Annotated in this window: 22 protein-coding genes and 1 other RNA gene; 16 read left to right on the top strand and 7 right to left on the bottom strand. The window is 64.8% G+C overall.

Going from position 1 to position 19800, the window contains the following annotated elements; genetic code table 11:
- Positions 1-15: 15 nt before the first annotated feature.
- Both ACQY80_RS00945 and ACQY80_RS00940 read left to right on the top strand, forming a co-directional pair.
- Positions 16-552, top strand: coding sequence for a J domain-containing protein (locus tag ACQY80_RS00945; RefSeq protein WP_428682730.1), 537 nt, complete (start codon positions 16-18; stop codon positions 550-552).
- Between the two features lie 80 nt (positions 553-632).
- Complete coding sequence (locus tag ACQY80_RS00940; RefSeq protein WP_428682728.1) at positions 633-968, top strand: hypothetical protein; 336 nt, start codon at positions 633-635, stop codon at positions 966-968.
- 53 nt (positions 969-1021) lie between these two features.
- Here the strand turns inward: ACQY80_RS00940 and mtgA are convergent, their stop codons facing one another.
- The gene (gene mtgA, locus ACQY80_RS00935) at positions 1022-1699 is read right to left on the bottom strand and encodes a monofunctional biosynthetic peptidoglycan transglycosylase (protein WP_428682726.1); all 678 of its coding nucleotides are present in this window, start codon (positions 1697-1699) and stop codon (positions 1022-1024) included.
- 74 nt (positions 1700-1773) lie between these two features.
- Here mtgA and ACQY80_RS00930 point away from each other — a divergent pair, with 74 nt between their 5' ends.
- The gene (locus tag ACQY80_RS00930; protein WP_428682724.1) at positions 1774-2589 is read left to right on the top strand and encodes a transporter; all 816 of its coding nucleotides are present in this window, start codon (positions 1774-1776) and stop codon (positions 2587-2589) included.
- Positions 2590-2600: 11 nt separating this feature from the next.
- Here the strand turns inward: ACQY80_RS00930 and ACQY80_RS00925 are convergent, their stop codons facing one another.
- The 3 genes from ACQY80_RS00925 to ACQY80_RS00915 all read right to left on the bottom strand — a co-directional run bounded on the left by ACQY80_RS00925 (position 2601) and on the right by ACQY80_RS00915 (position 4977).
- Positions 2601-2987, bottom strand: coding sequence for a cupredoxin domain-containing protein (locus tag ACQY80_RS00925; RefSeq protein ID WP_428682722.1), 387 nt, complete (start codon positions 2985-2987; stop codon positions 2601-2603).
- Positions 2988-3040: 53 nt separating this feature from the next.
- The gene (rpoH, locus tag ACQY80_RS00920; RefSeq protein WP_428682720.1) at positions 3041-3943 is read right to left on the bottom strand and encodes an RNA polymerase sigma factor RpoH; all 903 of its coding nucleotides are present in this window, start codon (positions 3941-3943) and stop codon (positions 3041-3043) included.
- Positions 3944-4020: 77 nt separating this feature from the next.
- Positions 4021-4977 (bottom strand): RluA family pseudouridine synthase, encoded by a 957-nt coding sequence (locus tag ACQY80_RS00915; protein WP_428682718.1) that lies wholly within the window; start codon positions 4975-4977, stop codon positions 4021-4023.
- A 128-nt stretch (positions 4978-5105) separates the two neighbouring features.
- Here ACQY80_RS00915 and ACQY80_RS00910 point away from each other — a divergent pair, with 128 nt between their 5' ends.
- From ACQY80_RS00910 to ACQY80_RS00870, 9 genes are all read left to right on the top strand, one after another.
- Positions 5106-5747 carry a histidine phosphotransferase family protein gene (locus ACQY80_RS00910; RefSeq protein ID WP_428682716.1) on the top strand — a complete coding sequence of 214 codons (642 nt, stop codon included), beginning with the start codon at positions 5106-5108 and terminating at the stop codon, positions 5745-5747.
- A gap of 110 nt (positions 5748-5857) precedes the next feature.
- Positions 5858-8239 (top strand): chemotaxis protein CheA, encoded by a 2382-nt coding sequence (locus ACQY80_RS00905; RefSeq protein ID WP_428682714.1) that lies wholly within the window; start codon positions 5858-5860, stop codon positions 8237-8239.
- Positions 8236-8673: a chemotaxis protein CheW gene (locus tag ACQY80_RS00900; protein WP_428682712.1), complete on the top strand. Its 438-nt coding sequence runs from the start codon at positions 8236-8238 to the stop codon at positions 8671-8673. Before ACQY80_RS00905 ends, ACQY80_RS00900 begins: the two co-directional genes overlap by 4 nt.
- Before the next feature lie 71 nt (positions 8674-8744).
- Positions 8745-9119 carry a response regulator gene (locus ACQY80_RS00895; protein ID WP_428682710.1) on the top strand — a complete coding sequence of 125 codons (375 nt, stop codon included), beginning with the start codon at positions 8745-8747 and terminating at the stop codon, positions 9117-9119.
- A 73-nt stretch (positions 9120-9192) separates the two neighbouring features.
- Positions 9193-10242 carry a chemotaxis-specific protein-glutamate methyltransferase CheB gene (gene cheB, locus ACQY80_RS00890; protein ID WP_428682708.1) on the top strand — a complete coding sequence of 350 codons (1050 nt, stop codon included), beginning with the start codon at positions 9193-9195 and terminating at the stop codon, positions 10240-10242.
- Positions 10239-11111: a CheR family methyltransferase gene (locus tag ACQY80_RS00885; RefSeq protein ID WP_428682706.1), complete on the top strand. Its 873-nt coding sequence runs from the start codon at positions 10239-10241 to the stop codon at positions 11109-11111. Before cheB ends, ACQY80_RS00885 begins: the two co-directional genes overlap by 4 nt.
- A 66-nt stretch (positions 11112-11177) precedes the next feature.
- Entirely contained in the window at positions 11178-11867 is a 690-nt protein-coding gene (locus ACQY80_RS00880) for an N-acetylmuramoyl-L-alanine amidase (protein ID WP_428682704.1), read from the top strand.
- A gap of 38 nt (positions 11868-11905) precedes the next feature.
- Positions 11906-12292: RNase P RNA component class A (rnpB, locus tag ACQY80_RS00875), an RNA gene on the top strand.
- Between the two features lie 74 nt (positions 12293-12366).
- Entirely contained in the window at positions 12367-12522 is a 156-nt protein-coding gene (locus tag ACQY80_RS00870) for a hypothetical protein (RefSeq protein ID WP_428682702.1), read from the top strand.
- A gap of 9 nt (positions 12523-12531) precedes the next feature.
- Here ACQY80_RS00870 and ACQY80_RS00865 read toward each other — a convergent pair whose 3' ends face one another.
- The gene (locus ACQY80_RS00865; protein WP_428682700.1) at positions 12532-13182 is read right to left on the bottom strand and encodes a hypothetical protein; all 651 of its coding nucleotides are present in this window, start codon (positions 13180-13182) and stop codon (positions 12532-12534) included.
- 291 nt (positions 13183-13473) lie between these two features.
- Between ACQY80_RS00865 and ACQY80_RS00860 the strand changes: the two genes are divergently transcribed.
- A complete protein-coding gene (locus ACQY80_RS00860; RefSeq protein WP_428682699.1) occupies positions 13474-15159 on the top strand; it encodes a caspase family protein in 1686 nt (561 codons plus the stop codon).
- A gap of 3 nt (positions 15160-15162) precedes the next feature.
- Here ACQY80_RS00860 and greB read toward each other — a convergent pair whose 3' ends face one another.
- Both greB and ACQY80_RS00850 read right to left on the bottom strand, forming a co-directional pair.
- On the bottom strand, positions 15163-15645 hold the full coding sequence (gene greB, locus ACQY80_RS00855; protein WP_428682697.1) for a transcription elongation factor GreB: 483 nt from the start codon (positions 15643-15645) through the stop codon (positions 15163-15165).
- Positions 15646-15651: 6 nt separating this feature from the next.
- Positions 15652-17679: a transglycosylase SLT domain-containing protein gene (locus ACQY80_RS00850; RefSeq protein WP_428682695.1), complete on the bottom strand. Its 2028-nt coding sequence runs from the start codon at positions 17677-17679 to the stop codon at positions 15652-15654.
- A 100-nt stretch (positions 17680-17779) separates the two neighbouring features.
- Between ACQY80_RS00850 and dapA the strand changes: the two genes are divergently transcribed.
- The 3 genes from dapA to ACQY80_RS00835 are packed head-to-tail and all read left to right on the top strand — an operon-like array spanning position 17780 to position 19771.
- Complete coding sequence (gene dapA, locus ACQY80_RS00845) at positions 17780-18661, top strand: 4-hydroxy-tetrahydrodipicolinate synthase (RefSeq protein ID WP_428682693.1); 882 nt, start codon at positions 17780-17782, stop codon at positions 18659-18661.
- Positions 18662-18665: 4 nt separating this feature from the next.
- Complete coding sequence (gene smpB, locus ACQY80_RS00840) at positions 18666-19151, top strand: SsrA-binding protein SmpB (protein WP_428682691.1); 486 nt, start codon at positions 18666-18668, stop codon at positions 19149-19151.
- Between the two features lie 32 nt (positions 19152-19183).
- The gene (locus tag ACQY80_RS00835) at positions 19184-19771 is read left to right on the top strand and encodes a DUF2062 domain-containing protein (protein ID WP_428682689.1); all 588 of its coding nucleotides are present in this window, start codon (positions 19184-19186) and stop codon (positions 19769-19771) included.
- The last annotated feature ends 29 nt before the right edge of the window (positions 19772-19800 follow it).

Here is a 19800-nt window from a genome sequence, read left to right as displayed (position 1 = left end):
GCTACATGGGGCGGAATGAGCCGCGCCAAGAGATCCGATGACTGGGGTTTTCCCCGCTGGCGCCCCTATGGCTCGTCGCGCGAGACGCAGAAGGTTCGCCTGTGTGATCGCCATGGCTGCACCAACCCTGGCAACTGCCCCGCGCCCAAGTCGCCGAACAGCCCCGAACGCTGGTATTTCTGCGAGACGCACGCCGCCGAATATAATCGCGGCTGGGATTATTTCGAAGGATTGAGCGCCGAAGACGCTGCTGCGCGCGCCGCCAACGAGACGCGCGACGCGGGAGCCTACGCCAAAGCGCAGCATTATGCGTGGGGCGGATCGGGCGACGGCAGCCGCAGCGCCGACGAAATGCGCGCGCTCGAAATCCTTGACCTCGAACCCGACGCCGATTTCGAGACGACGAAAAAGGCTTGGCGCAATCTCGCCAAGGAATGCCACCCGGACGTGAAGCCGGGCGATGCCGAAGCCGCAAAGCGCTTCGCGGCGGGCCAAGCGGCGTTCGAGGTGCTCAAGCAGGCTGAAGAGCGGAAAAGCTGGAAGCCGGCTTAGGGTTCGTTTTGACCGATTGCGGACGCTAGCCATTTTTGCCAAAATGCACCGGTGATCATCGCAATGAGGCTTTCCCCAACATGTTCAAACCAAACAAGGGGATAGTGTTGGAGGCTCTTGAAGAGCTCAGCGACAAAGACTTCCAAGAATACTACTGGATGGGACGCGATCAGAGCGTCATGTGCGTGCCTGAAGAGTTATGCCATTCCATGCTATTCAGCAGTAATCTGTCGCTCAATGTCAAAGCCGGGAGGTCCGTGTTCGGGCATTGGGACGCACGAATCATGGCTCTTGCAGAAAGATTTTGCGATCTCGTGGAAAGAACTTCCGGGGACGTCGAGGCGATGCTGGCGGCGGCGGAAATGAACCAGATTCGGACGGAGGCACAATCGATACTGAATGGCATGAAGGGCTAGCCGCCAATTGCAATCGGACACGTCCAATGTCCGCTTTCCACCCCAAAGCTGCCCTACTTATAGACGCACCCGTCCAGCCCGTCGCGCCCCACAACCCCGATCCTTGCCCGGATCGAATTGCCATAGCGCCGCGTGAAGCCCGACGGGCTCACCGCTTCGCGCTTCTTGGGCAGCGGCAGGATCGCGGCGATGCGTGCGGCTTCCTGCGGCGTCAGTTTGCTCGCGCCATGCTTGAAATAGCGCTGTGCCCCCGCCTCGACGCCATAGGTGCCGAGCCCGGTCTCCGCGACATTCAGATAGACTTCCATGATCCGCCGCTTGCCCCAGATCTTTTCGATCAGGAAGGTGAACCACACCTCGGGCACCTTGCGGATGTAGCGCGTCCAGCCGCTGCCCTGCCACAGGAACACATTCTTCGCGGTCTGCTGGCTGATCGTCGATCCGCCGCGAATACGCTTGCCCTTGGCGTTGCGTTCGATCGCCTGCTCGATCGCGTCGCGGTCGAAGCCGTCGTGGCTGCAGAATTTGCCGTCCTCGGCCGCGATCGCGGCGCGCACCATGTTGCGGTCGATGTTGTCGAGGCTCATCCAGTCCTTCGTAATGCCATTGCCGTCGGTCAGCATCGTAATCGTCACCGGTGGCGGCACGACGGCGTAGAGCAGAACCCAGAGGATGGAGACAAGGATGAAGCCGAGGACGACCTTGATTCCGGTGACGAACAAACGCCCCATCGTGAATTTCCTGCGCCCGCTTTTCCTCGCCATCGAAGCGGCGTAGTCGAGAGGCAGGAAAAGGGAAAGTCCCGATGAACCATGAAAAGATTTCGATGCTTCGCTATGCCGTCGCGCTCGTCGCGTTCGGTTTCGCATCGCCTGCTTTCGCCGCCGACGGCCGCGACCTGTGCGCCGACCGGCCGGGGTTGGGGACGCCCGCCTGCACGGTCGAGCCGGGCAAGTTCCTATTCGAACTGGGGCTGGGCGACTGGACGCGAGAGAACGACGGGCCGCAGCGCACCGACACGATCCTGACCGGCGACGCGCTGCTCCGCATCGGGCTGACGCCGTCGCTGGAGGCGCAGGTCGGCTGGATCGCGCTCGGCCATGTGCGCGAGCGCGACAGTGTTGCGGGAACGATCGACAAGCGGGTGCGGACCGGCGACGTGACGCTCGCGCTGCGCCAGAATCTTCGCAACCCCGACGGATCGGGCTTTTCGATCGCGGTGATGCCCTATGCGACGCTGCCGACCGGCGGTGGCGGGGTCGGGGCGGGCGACTGGGGCGGCGGGTTGCTGGTGCCGCTGAGTGTCGAAGCCGGTCCGGTTTCGCTCGCGCTGACGCCGCATGCCGACGCGGCGGTCGATGGCGACGGAAAGGGACGGCATCTGGCTTATGGATCGGCCGCCGGCATCGGCTTCGACCTGTCCGACGCCGTGTCGGCGAGCGCCGAGGTGTCGCTCACGCGCGACCGCGATCCGGCGAGGCATTCGACCGAAGCGCTCGCGGGGCTGTCGGCGGCATGGCAGCCGGGCGAGAATAGTCAGTGGGACATGGGCGTGAACGTCGGGCTCAATCGCGACAGCCCGGATATCGAACTTTACGCAGGCTATGTAAGGCGCTTCTGAGCCGCCGTTCGTCAGTCGACGACGATCTTGCCCGTCATGCCGAGCGACGAGTGCATGAAGTGCGAGCAATGCACCTTGTAGGTGCCCGCGCGCGGGGTCAGCGTCACGTCGCGGCTCTCGCCCTTGCCGAGCGAAACCCGGCCTTTCGCGCCTTCGACACGGGTCCGGTTCGCCGCATCCATTGTCGATGCGGCGAAAAATTCCTCGGCGGTGAAATCATGGCCGCCCGATCCTTCGTTGACGAAATGGATCGTGACAGGCTCGCCGGCATGGAGGTGCAGATCAGCCGGAGTGAAGCTGAAATTCGCGAGCGTCACCGTCAACCGGGCCGGCGTTTCGGCCGCGGTGACGGGGACGGAGAGGGCGAGTGCCGCAAGGGCGAGCGGAAAGATACGCATCGCATGACTCCTTGGCCGGAAAGTCCGGCGTTATGGCCCCGCAATGCCCCGTTTCAGGCGTTGATGAGCCGGCGGTCGCCCGCGAGCTTCAGCATCGCCTTCTGCAGCTTTTCGAAAGCGCGCACCTCGATCTGGCGGACGCGTTCGCGGCTGACGTCATAGACCTGGCTCAGATCCTCGAGCGTCTTCGGATCGTCGGTCAGGCGGCGTTCGGTCAGGATGTGACGCTCGCGCTCATTGAGCGTCGCAAGCGCTTCGCTCAGCAGCGCATGGCGCACGTCGCGTTCCTCGGCCTCGGCCACGCGTTCGTCCTGCAGCGGGCCTTCGTCGCCGAGCAGATCCTGCCACTGGCTGTCGCCATCCTCGCCCATCGGGACGTTCAGCGAGGTGTCGCCGCCCATCGCCATGCGGCGGTTCATGCTGGTGACCTCTTCCTCGGTCACGCCCAGGTCGGTCGCGATCTTGGCGAGATGTTCGGGGCTGAGGTCGCCGTCCTCGAACGCGTCGAGGCTGTTCTTCATCCGGCGAAGGTTGAAGAACAGCTTCTTCTGCGCCGCGGTGGTCCCCATCTTCACGAGGCTCCACGAGCGCAGGATGAATTCCTGGATCGAGGCGCGGATCCACCACATCGCATAGGTGGCGAGGCGGAAGCCTCGTTCGGGGTCGAACTTCTTCACGCCCTGCATCAGGCCGATATTGCCCTCGCTGATCAGCTCGCTGACCGGCAGGCCATAGCCGCGGTATCCCATCGCGATCTTCGCGACGAGGCGGAGATGGCTGGTCACGAGCTGCGCCGCAGCTTCATTGTCGCCATGCTCCTGAAAACGCTTCGCGAGCATATATTCCTGCTCGGGCGTCAGAAGCGGAAATTTGCGGATCTCGGCCAGATAGCGGTTCAGGCTCGCCTCACCGCCGAGCGCGGGCACCGTTGCCGGAACATTGCTTTTGTTAGCCATAGCGTCTTCCCTAAAATTCCAGAGGAGAGTTGTGCCGCGGTTGCGCCCGTCGGTCGAGATAGATTTTCATTCGAAACTTAAACGCGCAGTTCATCGAGCAGTTCCCGCATATCTAGGGGGAGTTCGCTGTCGAGCGCGACCCGGTTACCCGTCACCGGATGAATAAAGCCCAAATGGGCCGCATGCAACGCCTGACGCGCGAAATTACGCGCTTTTAATGTTTCCGAGAGCGGCTTCTTGACGCGGCCATAGACCGGGTCGCCGACGAGCGAATGCCCGATATGCGCCATATGGACGCGCACCTGATGCGTGCGCCCCGTTTCCAGCCGGCATTCGACCAAGGTCGCGCCTTTCAGCGGCTCGATCGTCCGGTAATGCGTGATCGCATGCTTGCCGCGCCCCTCGGCCACCACCGCCATCTTCTTGCGGTTGGTGCTCGACCGGGCGAGCCACGCGTTGACGGTGCCGTTCGCGGGCATCGGGCGGCCGGTTGCGATCGCGAGATAGCGGCGGTCGATGCTGTGCGCCGCGAATTGCTTCGCGAGGCCTTCGTGCGCCTTGTCATGCTTCGCTGCGACGATCAGCCCGCTGGTATCCTTGTCGATCCGGTGGACGATGCCGGGACGGGCAACCCCGCCGATCCCCGAGAGCTGCCCCGCGCAATGGTGGAGCAGGGCGTTGACCATCGTGCCGTCGAGATTTCCCGCGGCGGGATGGACGACCATCCCGGCGGGCTTGTCGACGACGATCAGATGCTCGTCCTCATAGGCGATTATGAGGCCCATATCCTGCGCGACATTATGCGCCGGAGCGGGAGCGGGCAGCCGGACCGCGAGCGTCGCGGGTGCCGCTGCCTTCGCCGACGGATCCCACAGGATCGTTCCCGCGGCGTCGGCAACGCGGCCGCCCTTGATCAGCGTCTTCAGCCGCTCGCGCGAAAGCTGGGGCAGCGCCTCGGCTAGCGCGCGGTCGAGCCGCAGCCCTGCGGCCCCGTCCTGAAGCGTCACGGAAAGTATTTCGTCGTCCCCCAACATTGCTCGCGATATGGTTTCGAGGGGCGGAATTTCAAGGGGCTCGCCGCATCGCGCTTGCCCGGATCGGGCGCCTGCCTTAGGGAGCAGGCGCGAGCCGGAAGAGCCGGTCTGCGGGGAGTTGCTGATCCATGTCCGACGATCGCGTCGATTTCGCGTCCATGCTGGCGTCGCGCCTGTGCCACGACCTGCTGAGCCCGGTGGGCGCCTTCGCCAACGGGCTGGAATTGCTCGCCGACGAAAAAGACCCCGACATGCGCGCGCGCTGCATCGACCTGCTCGAACAGAGCGCGCGGACCTCGGCGAACAAGCTCAAATTCTTTCGTCTGGCCTTCGGCTCGGCGGGCGGTTTCGGCGAGCTCGTTCCCGCCGATGAAGCGAAGTCGGCGATCGAGGGGATCATCGGCGACCGCGCGATCGACCTCAACTGGATGATCGGGGCCGACCCGCTGCCCAAGCCCGCGGTGAAGATCATCCTCAACCTGTCGTTGCTGCTCGTCGATGCGCTGGTGCGCGGCGGCCGGCTCGACATCGGCTGCGAGAACCAGAGCGGCGGCATCGAGATCGCGCTGCATGTCGAGGCCGAGCGTATCTTCCTCGACGCCGACGTCGAACGCATCCTCGCCGAGGGCGAAGGCGCGACCGCGATGACCTCGCGCACCGCGCCGGCGGTGCTGGTTCAGGCGGTGGCGAAGCAGAGTGGCGGCACGGTGATGCTCGCCCGCGAAACCCCCACTTCGCTGCTCGTCGGGGCGGTGCTGAAGGGTCGCTGATCGCGCTGTACGGGCCGAATTTTCCTTTCGGATTCTCCCAGATACAAACCCTCCATTAACCATTGTCCGGCATGGTGAAGCCTCGATTTCCGGGGCGCACCGATAGCATAATGGACGATCTGCTGAACGATTTCCTCGCCGAAACGGCGGAAATCCTTGCCGAGGCCGGCGGGGCGCTGGTGGCGTGGGAGGCGAACCCTGCCGACCGGGCGCAGCTCGACGCAATTTTCCGTCTGGTTCACACGATCAAGGGCAGTTCGGGTTTCCTGTCGCTGCCGCGCGTTACCGCACTGTCGCACGCCGCCGAAGATGCGCTCGATCAGGTGCGGCGCGGCAACCGTTCCGCGAATGCGGCGCTCGTCACCGGGGTCCTCGGGATCATCGACCGGCTGTCGCAGCTTTGCGCGATACTCGCGCAGGAAGGCGTCGAGCCGACGGGCGATGACAGCGACGTGATTGCTGCGCTTTCGGTCGCCGACGCCGTCGCCGAAACCCCTTCTGACCCTGCCGAAATCCAGCTCCGCCGCGAGGATGATGTCGTCGTCGATATGCAGGGCTGGCGCTCGATCCGCGTACCGTTGCCGTTGCTCGACAGCGTGATGACCGGGGTTACCGACATTGTGCTCGCGCGGAACGAATTCGCCCGGATGCTGCGTGAATCGGGCGCCAATCCGTCGCTGATCGCGTCGTTCGACCGGCTTTCGGATTCGATTGCCGGAATGCGCCAGTCGGTCAGCCAGATGCGGATGCAGCGCATCGACAAATTGTTCGCGCCGCTGCCGCGCATCGTTCGCGACCTCGCAAAGGATCTGGGCAAGAAGATCCGTTTTGCGACCAGTGGCGGCGAGGTCGAACTCGACCGTGAGATGATGGAAAATATCCGCGATCCGTTGATCCATATCGTCCGCAATGCGATCGATCATGGCATCGAGGGGCTCGACGGCCGCGTCGCCGCAGGCAAGGACGTCACCGCGACGATCAGCGTCTCGGCGCGCCAGTCGGGCAACCAGATCGAGATCGAGGTGCGCGATGACGGGCGCGGGCTTTCGCCCGATGCCCTCGTCCAGAAAGCGATTTCGGCGCGTGTCATATCGGCCGCCGACGCGCGCGCGCTGACCCCGCGCGAAAAGCTCGACCTGATCTTCCGCCCCGGTTTCTCGACCGCCGCCAAGGTGACAGCCATTTCGGGCCGCGGCGTCGGCATGGATATCGTCAAGGCGAATGTCGAAAAGATCGGCGGTGTCGTCGATCTGCGCAACGATGAGGGGCGCGGGCTTTCGGTCGTGCTGCGCGTTCCGATGACGCTGACGATCATTTCGGGCCTGATGGTGCGCGCGGCGGGGCAATATTTCGCGATCCCGCGCGGTTCGGTGCGCGAAATCCTGCTTGAGACGAGCGACAGCGTCCGCATCGAGCGCTTGGGTGGCGGTGAAATCGTCACTGTGCGCGGTGAGCAATTCCCGCTGCTGCGTCTCGAAACCATTCTCGGCCGCAACCGCGACCACCGCGACGACATCGACGATCGTGCGCTCGTCCTCGTCCGGCCGGGGCAGGGGCAGAGCTATGCGCTGAGTGTTGCCGCGATCCACGACCATGAGGAACTGGTGATCAAGCCGGCCGCGCCGATGATCATGGCGACGGGACTCTATGCGGGCACGACGCTGCCCGACAATGGCCGCCCGGTGCTGCTGCTCGACGTGCAGGGCATTCTGGCGGCGGCGGCGATCGATGCCTCCGAAGCGGGGCGCCAGATGGATCAGGCGGTCGAGGCCGAAGCTGCGGCGGCGGCCGAACGCAATGCCGCGCAGCTGCTGCTCTTCCGCGACATCGGCGGCCGCACGCGCGGTGTCCGCCTGTCGGTGATCGAGCGCGTCGAGGAAGTGCCCGCGCTCGCGCTGTTCGAAAGCGGTGGCCAGATTCAGGCGCAGATCGGCGACGATATCTTCGCGGTCCACGCCGCGACGTTGCCCGCGGATCATGGCACGCTGAAGCTGCTTCGCCTCCACGACGGGCAGATGGTGCTCTGTTATCCGATCGATACGGTGATCGACATCGTGCGCCTGCCCGAGCTGGTCCAGCCGGCCGCGACGCCGGGGCTGGTCGCGGGGATCGTCATCGTCGGCGGCGAGCCGGTCGAGTTGATCGATCCATTCTGGTTGATGGAGCAATATTCCGGCGGGATGACGGCTCCGACCGGTCGTGCGCCGCTGTGCCGAATCGCCGACGATCATGACGGCTGGGGCGAAAATTTCCTCGCGCCGATCCTGCAGAGCGCGGGCTATCGGATCGCGTCGGGCCATGGTGGCGAAGCGGCCGACGTGCTGTTGTCGCTGTCCCCCGACGGTGCGGGTGCCGGGGAGGGCGGTGTTCCGGTCATTCGCCTGCGCAGCTCGGTCGCGGCATCGGGACCCGACGACGACACCGTTTATCGCTATGATCGCGGCGCGTTGCTCGAAGCGCTGCGCCGCAGTGTCGGGGGAGACCGCCCATGATGGACAAGCTCTATCTCGTCGCGCGGATTGCAGACACGCGCGTGGCGCTCCGCTCGCGCTCGATCCATTCGGTCGTGACCGTCGGTACGCCGGTCGAGGTGCCCGGCGCCCCGTCGCATGTCGCGGGGCTCTTCGCGCTGCGCAGCCGCGTCTTCACGCTGATCGATCCGCATGTCGTCGTCGGCCTCTCGTCGGTCCCGGTCGCGCCGGGACAACGCGTCGTCGTCGTCGACGTCGCCGGTCATGGCTATGCTCTGCTCGCTGACGAGATCGAGGATGTCTGTTTCATCGACGCGCCCGAAACGCGGGTCACCGGCAAATTGCTGCCCGGCTGGGCACGCGTCGCTGACGCGATGATCGAGCATCAGGGGCATTCGCTGCTCGTCGTCGATCCGTCGCATTTTATCACATTACCGGCACTTAAGGCTGCGTGATGGCGGTCGTATTAATAACCTGCACACCCCTTCGCCCTAGCATGGCGGCAACCTTGGGGTCGGAGGCATAAATGTCTAAATCTTGTCTGGTCGTCGACGATAGTAAAGTGATCCGCAAGGTCGCGCGTCATATCCTTGAAAGCATGTCGTTTTCTGTCGACGAGGCGGCCGATGGGCAGGAGGCGCTGACCTATTGCCGCGCCAACCGCCCCGACGTCATCCTCCTCGACTGGAACATGCCGGTGATGAGCGGCATGGAATTTCTCGGCGCTTTCAACGATCTCGACTTCGGGTTCGAGGAACGTCCGCGCGTCGTCTTCTGCACCACCGAAAACAGCATCGACCATATTCGCACCGCGATCGAAGCCGGCGCCGACGAATATGTGATGAAGCCGTTCGATCGCGAAACGCTCGAAGGAAAGCTGCAGCTCGTCGGCGTGGCCTGAGGCCGCACCGGTGACGCGATCCGCCCATCTTCCATCAGACCCAGGCGGGGCCGAAGAACCGGCCGGTCGCAACGTGCGCGTCCTGCTCGTCGACGACAGCTTGGTTGTCCGCAGTATCCTGGAACGTATCGTCGAACAAACCCCCGGTCTGACGGTCTGCGCCTCGGTCGCCTCGGCGCACGACGCGCTGGCCTTCCTGGCGTGCGAACCCGTCGATGTCGTCGTGCTCGATATCGAGATGCCGGGTATGAACGGCATTGATGCGTTGCCCCATATTCTCGAGCGCGCGGCGAAAGCACGGGTGCTGATCCTGTCGTCGAACTGTGTCGAAGGCGGCCCGGCGGCGATCGAAGCGCTCGCGCTCGGCGCCAGCGACACGCTCGCCAAGCCCGGTCGCGGCAGCTTTTCGGGCCGTTTTGCCGAGGTGCTGACCGACCGCATCCTTTCGCTCGGGCATCTGGAAACGGTGCCGGCCGTGACACGCATTGCGTTCCGTCCGCCAGCGCCCCCGGCACCTGTCGCGATCGATGCCGACCAGCGGCTCGAATGTATCGCAGTGGCGGCCTCGACCGGTGGCATTCCGGCCTTCGCCAATTTTCTTGCGCATCTCGACCCGCGCATTTCGGCGCCCATTCTGCTGACCCAGCATCTGCCCGACGCGTTCATGGAATTCTATGCGCGCCAGATCGCGATGATGACGAAGCGTGAGGTCTGCGTGGCCGCAGCGGGCATGATGGTCGAGGCCAATCACATCTACCTCGCGCCCGGCGACGCGCATTTGATGGTCGTCGCGAACGGCGCACGGCGCGAAATTGCGCTCGACCGCCGGCCGGTCGACAATGGCTGCTGTCCCTCGGCCGATCCGATGCTGGCGTCGGTGGCCGAGGCTTATGGCAAGGGCGGCGTCGCGGTCGTGCTAAGCGGTATGGGGCGTGATGGCTCGCAGGGCGCGGCGCGGTTGAAGGAGGCTGGCGGCACGATTTTCGCGCAGGCGCCCGAAAGCTGCGTGATCTGGGGGATGCCGGGCGCTGTGGCCAAGGCGGGGCTTGCGACGGCCACGCTCAACCCCGATGCGATCGCGCTGATGCTCGGCAGCTATATGCCGGGGCGCCGTTCGTCATGATGGGCGGGACAGCCAGCGAGTCGGCCTATCGCGTCCTGATGGGTGTGCTCGAATCGCGAACCGGGCAGACGCTGTCTCCGAACCGCATCTGGCGCATCGAAATGTCCCTGAAGCCGGTGATGCAGCGGCACGGTATCGGCGATCTCGATGCCCTCGTCGCGGCGCTCGTGACCTCGAACAGCCGCCAGCTCCTCGACGACACGGTCGATGCGATGCTCAACAACGAAACCTTTTTCTATCGTGAACACAGCCTGTTCGATGACATCGCGAAGACCGCGCTCGAACATCTGCACCGCATCAACCTGCGCCAGCGGCGGCTGACGATCTGGCATTGCGGTGTCTCGACGGGTCAGGAAGCCTATTCGATGGCGATGCTGCTCGCCGAACAGGACAGCAAATGGGCCGGGTGGCAGGTCGATATCGTCGGGACCGACGTCAGCTATCACGCCATCGGTCGTGCGCGTGTCGGCCTCTACAGCCAGTTCGAAATCCAGCGCGGCCTGCCGGTGCAGCGCATGGTGCGCTGGTTCGACCAGACCGAGGCTGGCTGGCTCGCCAAGGCGGACCTCCGCCGCCGCGTCGATTTCTCGGTCCAGAACATGCTTGTCGACCGCCCACCGCTCGGGGCGCCCGCCGACCTCATCTTCTGTCGCAATCTGCTGCTCTATTTCTCGTTGCCGATGCGGCAGAAAGCGTTCGCCAAGCTGCGGACGGTGGCGGCGCCGCAGAGTTTTCTTGTCCTCGGCGCGGGCGAGACCGTGCTAGGCCAGACCGATCAGTTCGTCGCCAGCCCGCGGCTGCGCGGTCTGTACGAGCCCGCCGACCAGCAGGTCCGCCGACCCGACCCGTTGCGGTCGATCGCCGCCTGACCTTGCAATTTCTGCGCTGCTGGCGCAGGGGAAGGGCTGGGCAGGACAGGACGGACCGCAAGGCGCATGAGCGATTTTATCGAACGCTGGTCACCCAATTTCGACGAACGCGCGCTGCCCATTTCAATGATCGTGCTGCACTATACCGGTATGAAGACCGGGACTGAAGCCATTGATCGGCTTGCCGATCCCGAAGCGAAAGTTTCGGCGCACTATGTGGTCAGCGAGGATGGCCAGATCACCGTAATGGTGCCCGAGGACAAACGCGCCTGGCACGCCGGAAAATCGCACTGGCGCGGCATCAGCGACATCAATTCGGCCGCCGTCGGGATAGAGATCGTCAATCCCGGGCATGAATGGGGCTATGTGCCCTTTCCCGACCCGCAGGTCGCATCGGTCGTGCGGCTCGTCCACCAGATCAAGGATCGCCATTCGATCACGCGCGGCAATGTCGTCGGCCATTCGGACATCGCGCCGACCCGCAAGCAGGACCCTGGCGAACTTTTTCCCTGGGAAGAACTGGCACGCCGCCGCCTCGCCCTCCCGCGCCCGACGAAGAAGCTCACCGATCCGCTGTGGACCGATGCGGGCTTCCTGCTCGCACTCGAGCGCTTCGGCTATGACGTGACCGACGGCTTTGCCGCGACGGTCGCGTTCCAGCGGCGCTTTCGCACCGAACTGATCGACGGAACGATCGACGGCGAATGCCGCGCGATCTTGCTCGCGCTGCTGCTGCCGCAGCCCGAGGGCAATTGACTCGTCAAACCGGGCCGAAAGGCCTATAACGCATCCAGCCAGAGGGTCGGGCGATCGCCGCCGCGCAAGCGGGGGAGGAAAGTCCGGGCTCCACGGAAACCACGGTGCCGGATAACGTCCGGCGGCTTCGGGCAACCGGAGTCAGGGAAAGTGCCACAGAGAGCAGACCGCCAACGGCTTCGGCCCGGCGAAAGGTGAAAGGGTGCGGTAAGAGCGCACCGCGCGGACGGCAACGGACGCGGCACGGCAAACCCCACCGGGAGCAAGGTCGAATAGGGATGGCACGAGGTAACTCAGGGCTGGTTCCGGCCCCGCCGTCCGGGTTGACTGCTTGAGCCGTCGGGTAACCGCCGGCCTAGAGGAATGATCGCCCATCCCCCGTCAAAAGGGGTGGACAGAACCCGGCTTACAGACCCTCTGGCTAAATATTCCCATTCGACGCGCGGGAACCCCGCGCGCAACGCCGGCGTATTATGCGGACCGGAAAGGGAGACGAACCATGCATGTCGTCGATGACCATGTCGAGGTGACCGAGACCGAAGCCAGCAGCGGCATCAAGGGGCAGGGCGTTCGCTATGTCCTAGCCATATCGCTGCTGCTCGCGGTAATCATACTGTCTGCGATCTGGATCGTGCCGGCGCTGCTCAACCAGTAAGCGGCGCCGTCACTTGCCCTTCATTGCCATGTCGAGCGTCTCTTCGGCGTCCGGCGTGTCCTCCATATAATATGCCCGGACGGGCCGTTTGAAGCGCTTGACCGCCGATTTGTCGTAGTTTGCATTCTCGCCGCTGCCGATGAGCTTCATCTTGGTCGCGATGACGTCGCCGGTCAGGACGTTCCAGCTCATCTCGGCCCCGTCATGCGCGTAAGTCCGGCTGTAGAGCGTCGCGTCGAGCCCGATCAGCCGCATCTTCGGCTTCATCTTTTCACCGCGAAAGCGATAGGTCGCCGATATCGCTGTCGTGCCGCCGGTCAGATCCTTGACGACCAGCACGCCCTTCGAGACCGTCATTTCGGCTGGGCCGAGCGGGAAAGGGTCGAGGTCGGCGCTGCCTGCGGGTTCGTGATACATGTCATATTCGCCGCGCGCCGCGAACTGCACATGAAGCGCGCGGCTGTCCTCGCCGCGGACGATCCAGGCAGTGTCGATGTCGCCGTCGCCATTGAAATCGCCGTTGACGCGGTTTTCAACTTCCTCGCCCGCCTTCATCGTCGCCTGAATCTCATCGTCGCTCATCACCGGAACCTCCGGCCGCTGCATCGCTTGCGCTCCGCCCGATGCCAGCAGCAGCGCCGCCAAAGCCAGTGTCCGCATAAGTTCCTCCGCAATCGATCGGTGTGTCTGAGCAGGCTGCCGTTTTAGGGTGCCTTCATGCCATTGTTTATGACCCTGCTCACAGAGGAAATTGCGCTTTCCTACAGTCGTACGCCGACCTAGGCTGTTGCCATCGCCGATGTCTGCGCGAACGGGGGCGCCGTGGGGACGGAAAGGCGATTTCGGAGTGAAGTTGCGCAGTTTTCTGGGATTTCCGGATGCGGCGATTCGCGCGGGGGAAGGGCGAATATGAGGGGTGGAAAACGGCTGGGGGCGCTCATCGCGTCGCTAATGGCCCTGTATGTTGCGCCGGACGCTTTTGCGCAGGCGGGTAGCTGCGGCACCGCGCCGCTTGCAGGCGACCGCGTCGCGCTGCTCATCGGGAACAGTTCCTATAATGACTGGGAATGGCCGTCGCTGAGGAATGCGGTCAATGACATCGACTATGTCTGCGATGCCTTTGCCAAGGCAGGCATCGCACCGCGCATCGTCCGCAATGCCGACAAGGCGGCGCTCGACGCCGACCTCGCAAAATTCGCAGATGAGGCGAAGGGCGCCAAGTCGGTGATCCTTTATTATGCCGGCCATGGTTTCGAATATGGCGGGCGCAACTGGCTTGTCCCGATGGATGCACCGCCCGCGACGCGGCGCGCCGATGTCGAGAAGCGTTACCTGTCGATCGAGGCGCTGGTAAGGCGCGTCGTCCCCGCGGGCGCCTTTACGCTGTTGTTCGTCGACGCTTGCCGCACCGCCGAGCCTGTCGTGCGCGTGGAAGATGTCGATGTGGCGAAGGGCGAGGCGGGGTCGGCGCCGCTCGGCCTGCTCGACATCGGGCAGGGGGCGGTTTTCTATTCGACCGCAAAGGGGCGCCCCGCGCTCGACTATGCGCCGGTCGGATCGCCGGTCAGCCCCTTTGCTGCGGCGGTGGTCAAGGAACTCGGCATTCCGGGGCTTGAAATCGCCGACTATTTCAAGGTCGTCTCGCGCGACGTCTACAAGCGCACCTACGGGATGGAGCATGGGCCGCAGCAGCCCTTTCATTATGGCAGCTGGTTCGACGACTATTATCTCGTCGCGCCGCCCGAATTGCCCGGACGGGGCGTGAGCAGCGCGGCTGTGCCGACCGCAGCGCCAGCGCCAGCCGCCCCGAGACCTGCGACCGCCGCTGCGGCGGTGGTTCGCAGCGCGGCGGTGAAGCCGCTCGCCGACATCTCGCTCGATCGTCTTGCGATCGAGGACGAGCCGGTCCTGATCGCCGACGTCCTGTCGCGTCATCCGGCCGCCGAGTTGATCGGGCTGGCGGACGGCGGCGATCCGCTCGCGCAGCATCTCGCCGGCTATATGTTCTCGCTCGGCGTTGGGGTACGGAAAGACGTGTCGCGCGCGCGGGCCTATCTCGAACAATCGGCTGCGCAGAATTTTCCGGCAGGCCAGCAGGAACTGGCCTATCTGCTGCTCGAGAATGATCCTTCGGCCGAGGACGTAAAGCGTGCCTATGATCTCTATGTCGCGGCATCGGACGCCGGCTTTTCCAAGGCGAAGACGCACCTTGCCTATCGACTGACGGCCGGGACCTTCGGTCCGCCGGACGTCGCGCGGTCGCAGCTTCTCTATGCCGAGGCGGCGGCGGCGGGGCATCCGGCCGCGATCTTTGCCCTGACGTATTTTACGGCGACCCGGCCTGAAAGTCTGGCGCGACTGCGCTTGATCGCCGACGGTGGCAACCCGGAGGGCAATCACTGGCTCTGCGAGGCGCATTTCGCCGACAAGACCCTCACCATAGCCGAGGTCGAGAATTGCGGTGTCGGTGCCCGCGCCGGTTTCGCAGGATCGCGCGCCATCCTTGCCTGGGCCTATGCGAAGGGCAATGGCGTCGCAGCGAACCCGAAGGAGGCCGCCTATTGGGCAAAGCTCGCCCGCGACCTCCCCGAACTCCGAAAGGATCAGCGCGATTTGATTGCAGGGATCGGCGAGTGACGATCAGGGATAGCTGACCGCCAAAACCTCCCATTCCTTGGGACCGGCGGGAAGCTGCACGGTGCGGAGATCCCCGATCGCGGCGCCGCGCAGCGCGCGGGCGAGGGGACTGTTCCAGCCGATCCGGCCTTCGCCTGCTTCGGCCTCGTCATCGCCGACGAGGGTCACGACGCGCCGGGCATCGTCATCATCGGCCAGCTCGACCGTGGCGCCGAACCAGATCCGGCTCTTGTCGGGCTGCTCAGCCGGATCGACGACGCGCGCGGCCTTCATCCGGCGGGCGAGAAAGCCGAGCCGCCGGTCGATCTCGCGCAGCCGCTTGCGGCCATAGATATAGTCGCCATTCTCGCTGCGGTCGCCATTGCCCGCCGCCCAGCTGATTACCTCGACCAGCTTGGGCCGTTCGTCGCCGAGCAGCGCGTTATATTCGGCGCGCAGCGCGGCGAAGCCCGCCGGCGAGATGATGTTCGTCTTGTCCCCCGCCACCCGGGCTTACCCCGGGTTGCGCTTGCCGAGATAGAAGCTCAGCGGTGCATTGGGCAGGCTTCGCCCGTCGCGGAGCGTATCGTAGACGACGGCGTTTTCGAGCACGCGCTGCACATAGTTGCGTGTCTCGAAAATCGGGATCGCCTCGATCCAGTCGACCATGTCGATGCCGCCGTTACGCGGGTCGCCGTTGGCGCGGATCCATTTGTTCACATTGCCCGGACCGGCGTTGTAAGCCGCGACGGCAAGCGGATAGCTGCCGCCGAAATAGCTCAGCATCTGCTGGAAATAGGTCGAGCCCAGCGTCATATTATAATTGGTGTCGGCGGTCAGCGAGCCGGCGTCATAGCTCAGCCCCAGCTTGCCGGCGACTTCGCGTGCGGTGCCGGGCATCAACTGCATCATCCCGCGCGCGCCGGCGTGACTGATCGCCTGCCGGTCGAACTGGCTTTCCTGCCGCGTGATCGCATGAATGAAGGTCCAGTTGCCTTCGTGACCGTTCGGTACGCGGACGGTCGGAAAGCCCGACACTTCGACCGCGTCGAGGCTGTTCGCCTGCGCGCTGCGGCCGATCATCACGCCGAGGTCGGGGCGGCCGATCGACGCCGCGAGCTGGCCTGCCAGCACATGGTCGGATGGCGAGCGAGCGCGGTTGGCAAGCGCGCGCAGGAATTGCGACTGCTCGCGCCACGCGCCGATCTCGCCGAGCGCGCGCGCCGCGCGCACCAGCCGGTTGTCCTCGAATGCGCGGCGCTCGTCGCCGTTCACCTGAACGGTCGGGTTCGGCGTTGGCTTGGGCTGCGCACGGCCGAGGCGCTCAAGCGAAAGCTGGCCGTAGAACTGGTCATAATGCTGCGCGGCATCGTTGAAATAGCCGTTCGCCGCATCGCGGTTGCCCGCTGCAAGCGCGGCGCGTCCAGCCCAGTAGAAGCCCTTGGTCCGTGTCTGCGCAGAGCGCGCGCCTTCACCATAGGCGGCGTAGAGGCGGACGGCTTCGCCGGGGCGCCCGAGGCTCTTGAACGCAAGCTGGCCGGCAAGCCAGGCAAGCGAGGTGTAATCGTCGCGGACGCTGAGCGGGGCTTCGCGGATCACCACGCCGGGCGCAAAGCTGTCGTCGAGCTGCTTGGCGATATTATAGGCCGTGACCTTGTCGCCCGCTGCATCGGCTGCGCGGGCGTTGGTGAGCAGGGTTTCCAGCCATTCCTCGGTATCGGTCGGGGCCTTTTCGAGCGATCGCGGCGCGGCGAGCAGCGAGCGCGCTTCGCCGACACGTCCCGCCTTGCGAAGCCAGGTCGCCTTGTCGGTGATATAGCCGGCGTCGCTGCGAAGAATCGAAGGGTTCTGGCTCTCGACCGCCGCGGCCTGAAGCGCGGCATCGACCGCGCCGCTGCGCATCGCGAGGCGCGCGGCAAAGGTCGCGCGCTTCTGCGGCGACACATAGGAAAGCTGGCGGCTCGCCGCGATCGTCGATCCGGTCCACAGCAGGCGGTCCATCCGCGCGTCATGGTCGGCGGGCGTGAAGGCGCCGGGGAAGAAGCTGAGCGCGCGGCTCACTTCCATTTCGTCGATGATCCCGCCGGTCCAGGCGCGGCGCGCCGCCGCATTGGCGTCCTCGCGGCGACCGGTAGCGTTTAGCGCCAGCGCATAGCGGAGTTCGCCGCTGGCGGTGCGCGGCGGATAGGCCTGAAAGAAAGCGAGGGTGCGCTGCGGGTCATAGCTGTCGAGCACGATCGCCTTTTCGGCGCGCACGCGCAGCTTGTCGGCATCGGGCCAGTCGCGGTTCGCCATCAGGAAGCGCGAGAGCTGGTCGAACGAGGCGGTGTTGGTCGCGGTCAGCCGGCGCCATTCGAGCACCGCGTCGCCGACCGAATTGGTCGACGACGGCATGCCCGTCTGGCCAGCGAGTCCCATCTGGGCGCGATACCAGCTCATTTGTTCGGGGGTGAGTTCGCTTGCATGGGCAGCGGCGGGAAAGAAGAGGGCGGCGGCAAGCGCCAGGCGGGAAATGCGGGGCAGCGAAATCATGCCGGCCATGGTAATGCCAAACTCCTTGCGGGGCGCTGAATAGACGTCCAATAGCGGGCGCGCTCGCCAATCCTATCGGTCGAGCGGAGTCTTTGTAAAGGAGCGGAGCATGTTTTCGGGCTCGATTCCCGCCTTGGTGACGCCATTTCGCGACGGTGCGTTCGATGCGCCGGCGTTCAAACGGCTCGTCGAATGGCAGATCGACGAAGGAACGAGCGCGCTGGTGCCATGCGGCACCACCGGTGAAAGCCCGACGCTGGGCTTTGACGAGCATTATCAGGTGATCGACGCCTGCATCGAGGCCGCCGCCGGACGCGTGCCGGTGATCGCCGGCTGCGGGTCGAACGACACCGCGACTGCGATCCGCCATATGCAATACGCCGAGAAAGCCGGCGCATCTGCCGCGCTGATCGTCGCGCCCTATTACAACCGGCCGACGCAGGACGGGCTGCTTGCGCATTTCAGGGCGCTCGCCGACGCGAGCGACCTGCCGATCGTCGTCTATAACGTGCCCGCGCGTACCGTCACCGACATCAGTGCCGAGACGATGTGCAAGCTGTCCGAAATTCCTTCGGTCGTTGCGATCAAGGATGCGAGCGGCGATCTGGCGCGCGTCACGATCCACCGGGCGGGCGCGCGTGCCGGTTTCTGCCAGCTCAGCGGCAATGACGATCTGTGGCTGCCGCACGCGGCGATGGGTGGAGCCGGCTGCATCTCGGTGACCGCCAATGTCGCGCCGCGGCTCTGTGCCGATTTCGCCGCTGCCTGTGCCGCCGGCAACTGGTCGGGCGCGCTTTCATTGCACGACCGCCTGTTCGCGCTGCACAAGGCGATGTTCTCCGACGCGTCGCCCGGTCCCGTGAAATATGCGTTGTCGCGAGTCCATGGCTGGTTTTCGCCCGAAGTGCGCTTACCTATCGTCGAGGCGTCCGATGCATCGCGCAAGGCCGTCGATGCCGCATTGGTCGCGGCGGGAGTTATCCAGGTTTAATTCAATGGCCCGTCCGCAGTCCGCCGCAGAATTCGACAAGAAGAAGGTCGTCGCCGAGAACCGGCGCGCGCGCTTCGACTATGCCATCGAACAGGTGTTCGAGGCGGGGATTGCCCTGCAGGGAACCGAAGTCAAATCGCTGCGCTTCGGCGAAGGCACGATCGCCGAAAGCTATGCCGAGGTGACCGGCGGCGAGGTGTGGCTGATCAACGCTAACATCCCCGAATTCAGCCACGGCAACCGTTTCAATCACGAACCGAAAAGGCCGCGCAAGCTGTTGCTCAACGGCCGCGAGATCAACAAGATGCACGCCGGCGTGATGCGGCAGGGCATGACGCTCGTCCCCCTGTCGGTCTATTTCAACAGCCGCGGGCGCGCGAAGGTCGAACTCGCGCTCGCCAAGGGCAAGAAGGCGCACGACAAACGGGAGTCGATCAAGGAGCGCGACTGGAAGCGCGACAAGGAGCGGCTGATGAAGGACCGCGGATGAGCGGGGGCAGGCCACGCGATAAGGCGTTCCTGATGAACTGGATTCGCCGCAACTCGCCGACGCGCGAGGAGCTGCTCGAGAGCCGCTTCATCAAACCCTTCGCGCATCGCGTCGCGCACAGCCATTTGTGGCGCTTCACCCGCACGTCGGTGCGGCGCGGCACCGCGCTGGGGCTGTTCGTCGGCATCTTCTTTCTGATCCCCGGCGTGCAGATTTTGGGCGTTGCGCTGCTGGCACTGCCGTTCCGGGCGAATATCCCGATCGGCGCGGCGATGACCTTTTTGTCGAACCCGCTGACGACCCCGCTGATCCTTGCGGCATCGGTTTGGCTCGGCAACACGTTGTTCGGCCTGCACACGCATGTCGCCGACCTCTATATCCTTTATGACGAGGGCGCCTCGCTCGGCGAGTGGTGGAACTGGGTCTCCGCGAATGTCGGCCCCGCTTTGCTCGGCGGGCTTGCAGGATTGTTCGTGATATCGGTCGTGTCGGCGATCGTCGGCTACGTCCTTGCCTCGGTGATCTGGGACAACTGGATTCGCCTTCGCTGGCGGCGCAAGATTCGCCGCGCACGCGACCAACGACATGAGGCATCGACCAGCGACACCGCCGCCGGTTGAACCGGCCCGGCCGGGAAGCCTATAGCTTT

The sequence above is a fragment of the Sphingopyxis sp. genome, from assembly GCF_965279755.1.
Classification (GTDB): domain Bacteria; phylum Pseudomonadota; class Alphaproteobacteria; order Sphingomonadales; family Sphingomonadaceae; genus Sphingopyxis.
The sequence above is the reverse complement of the archived record's forward strand: the minus strand, read 5'-3'. Positions and strand labels throughout refer to the sequence as shown.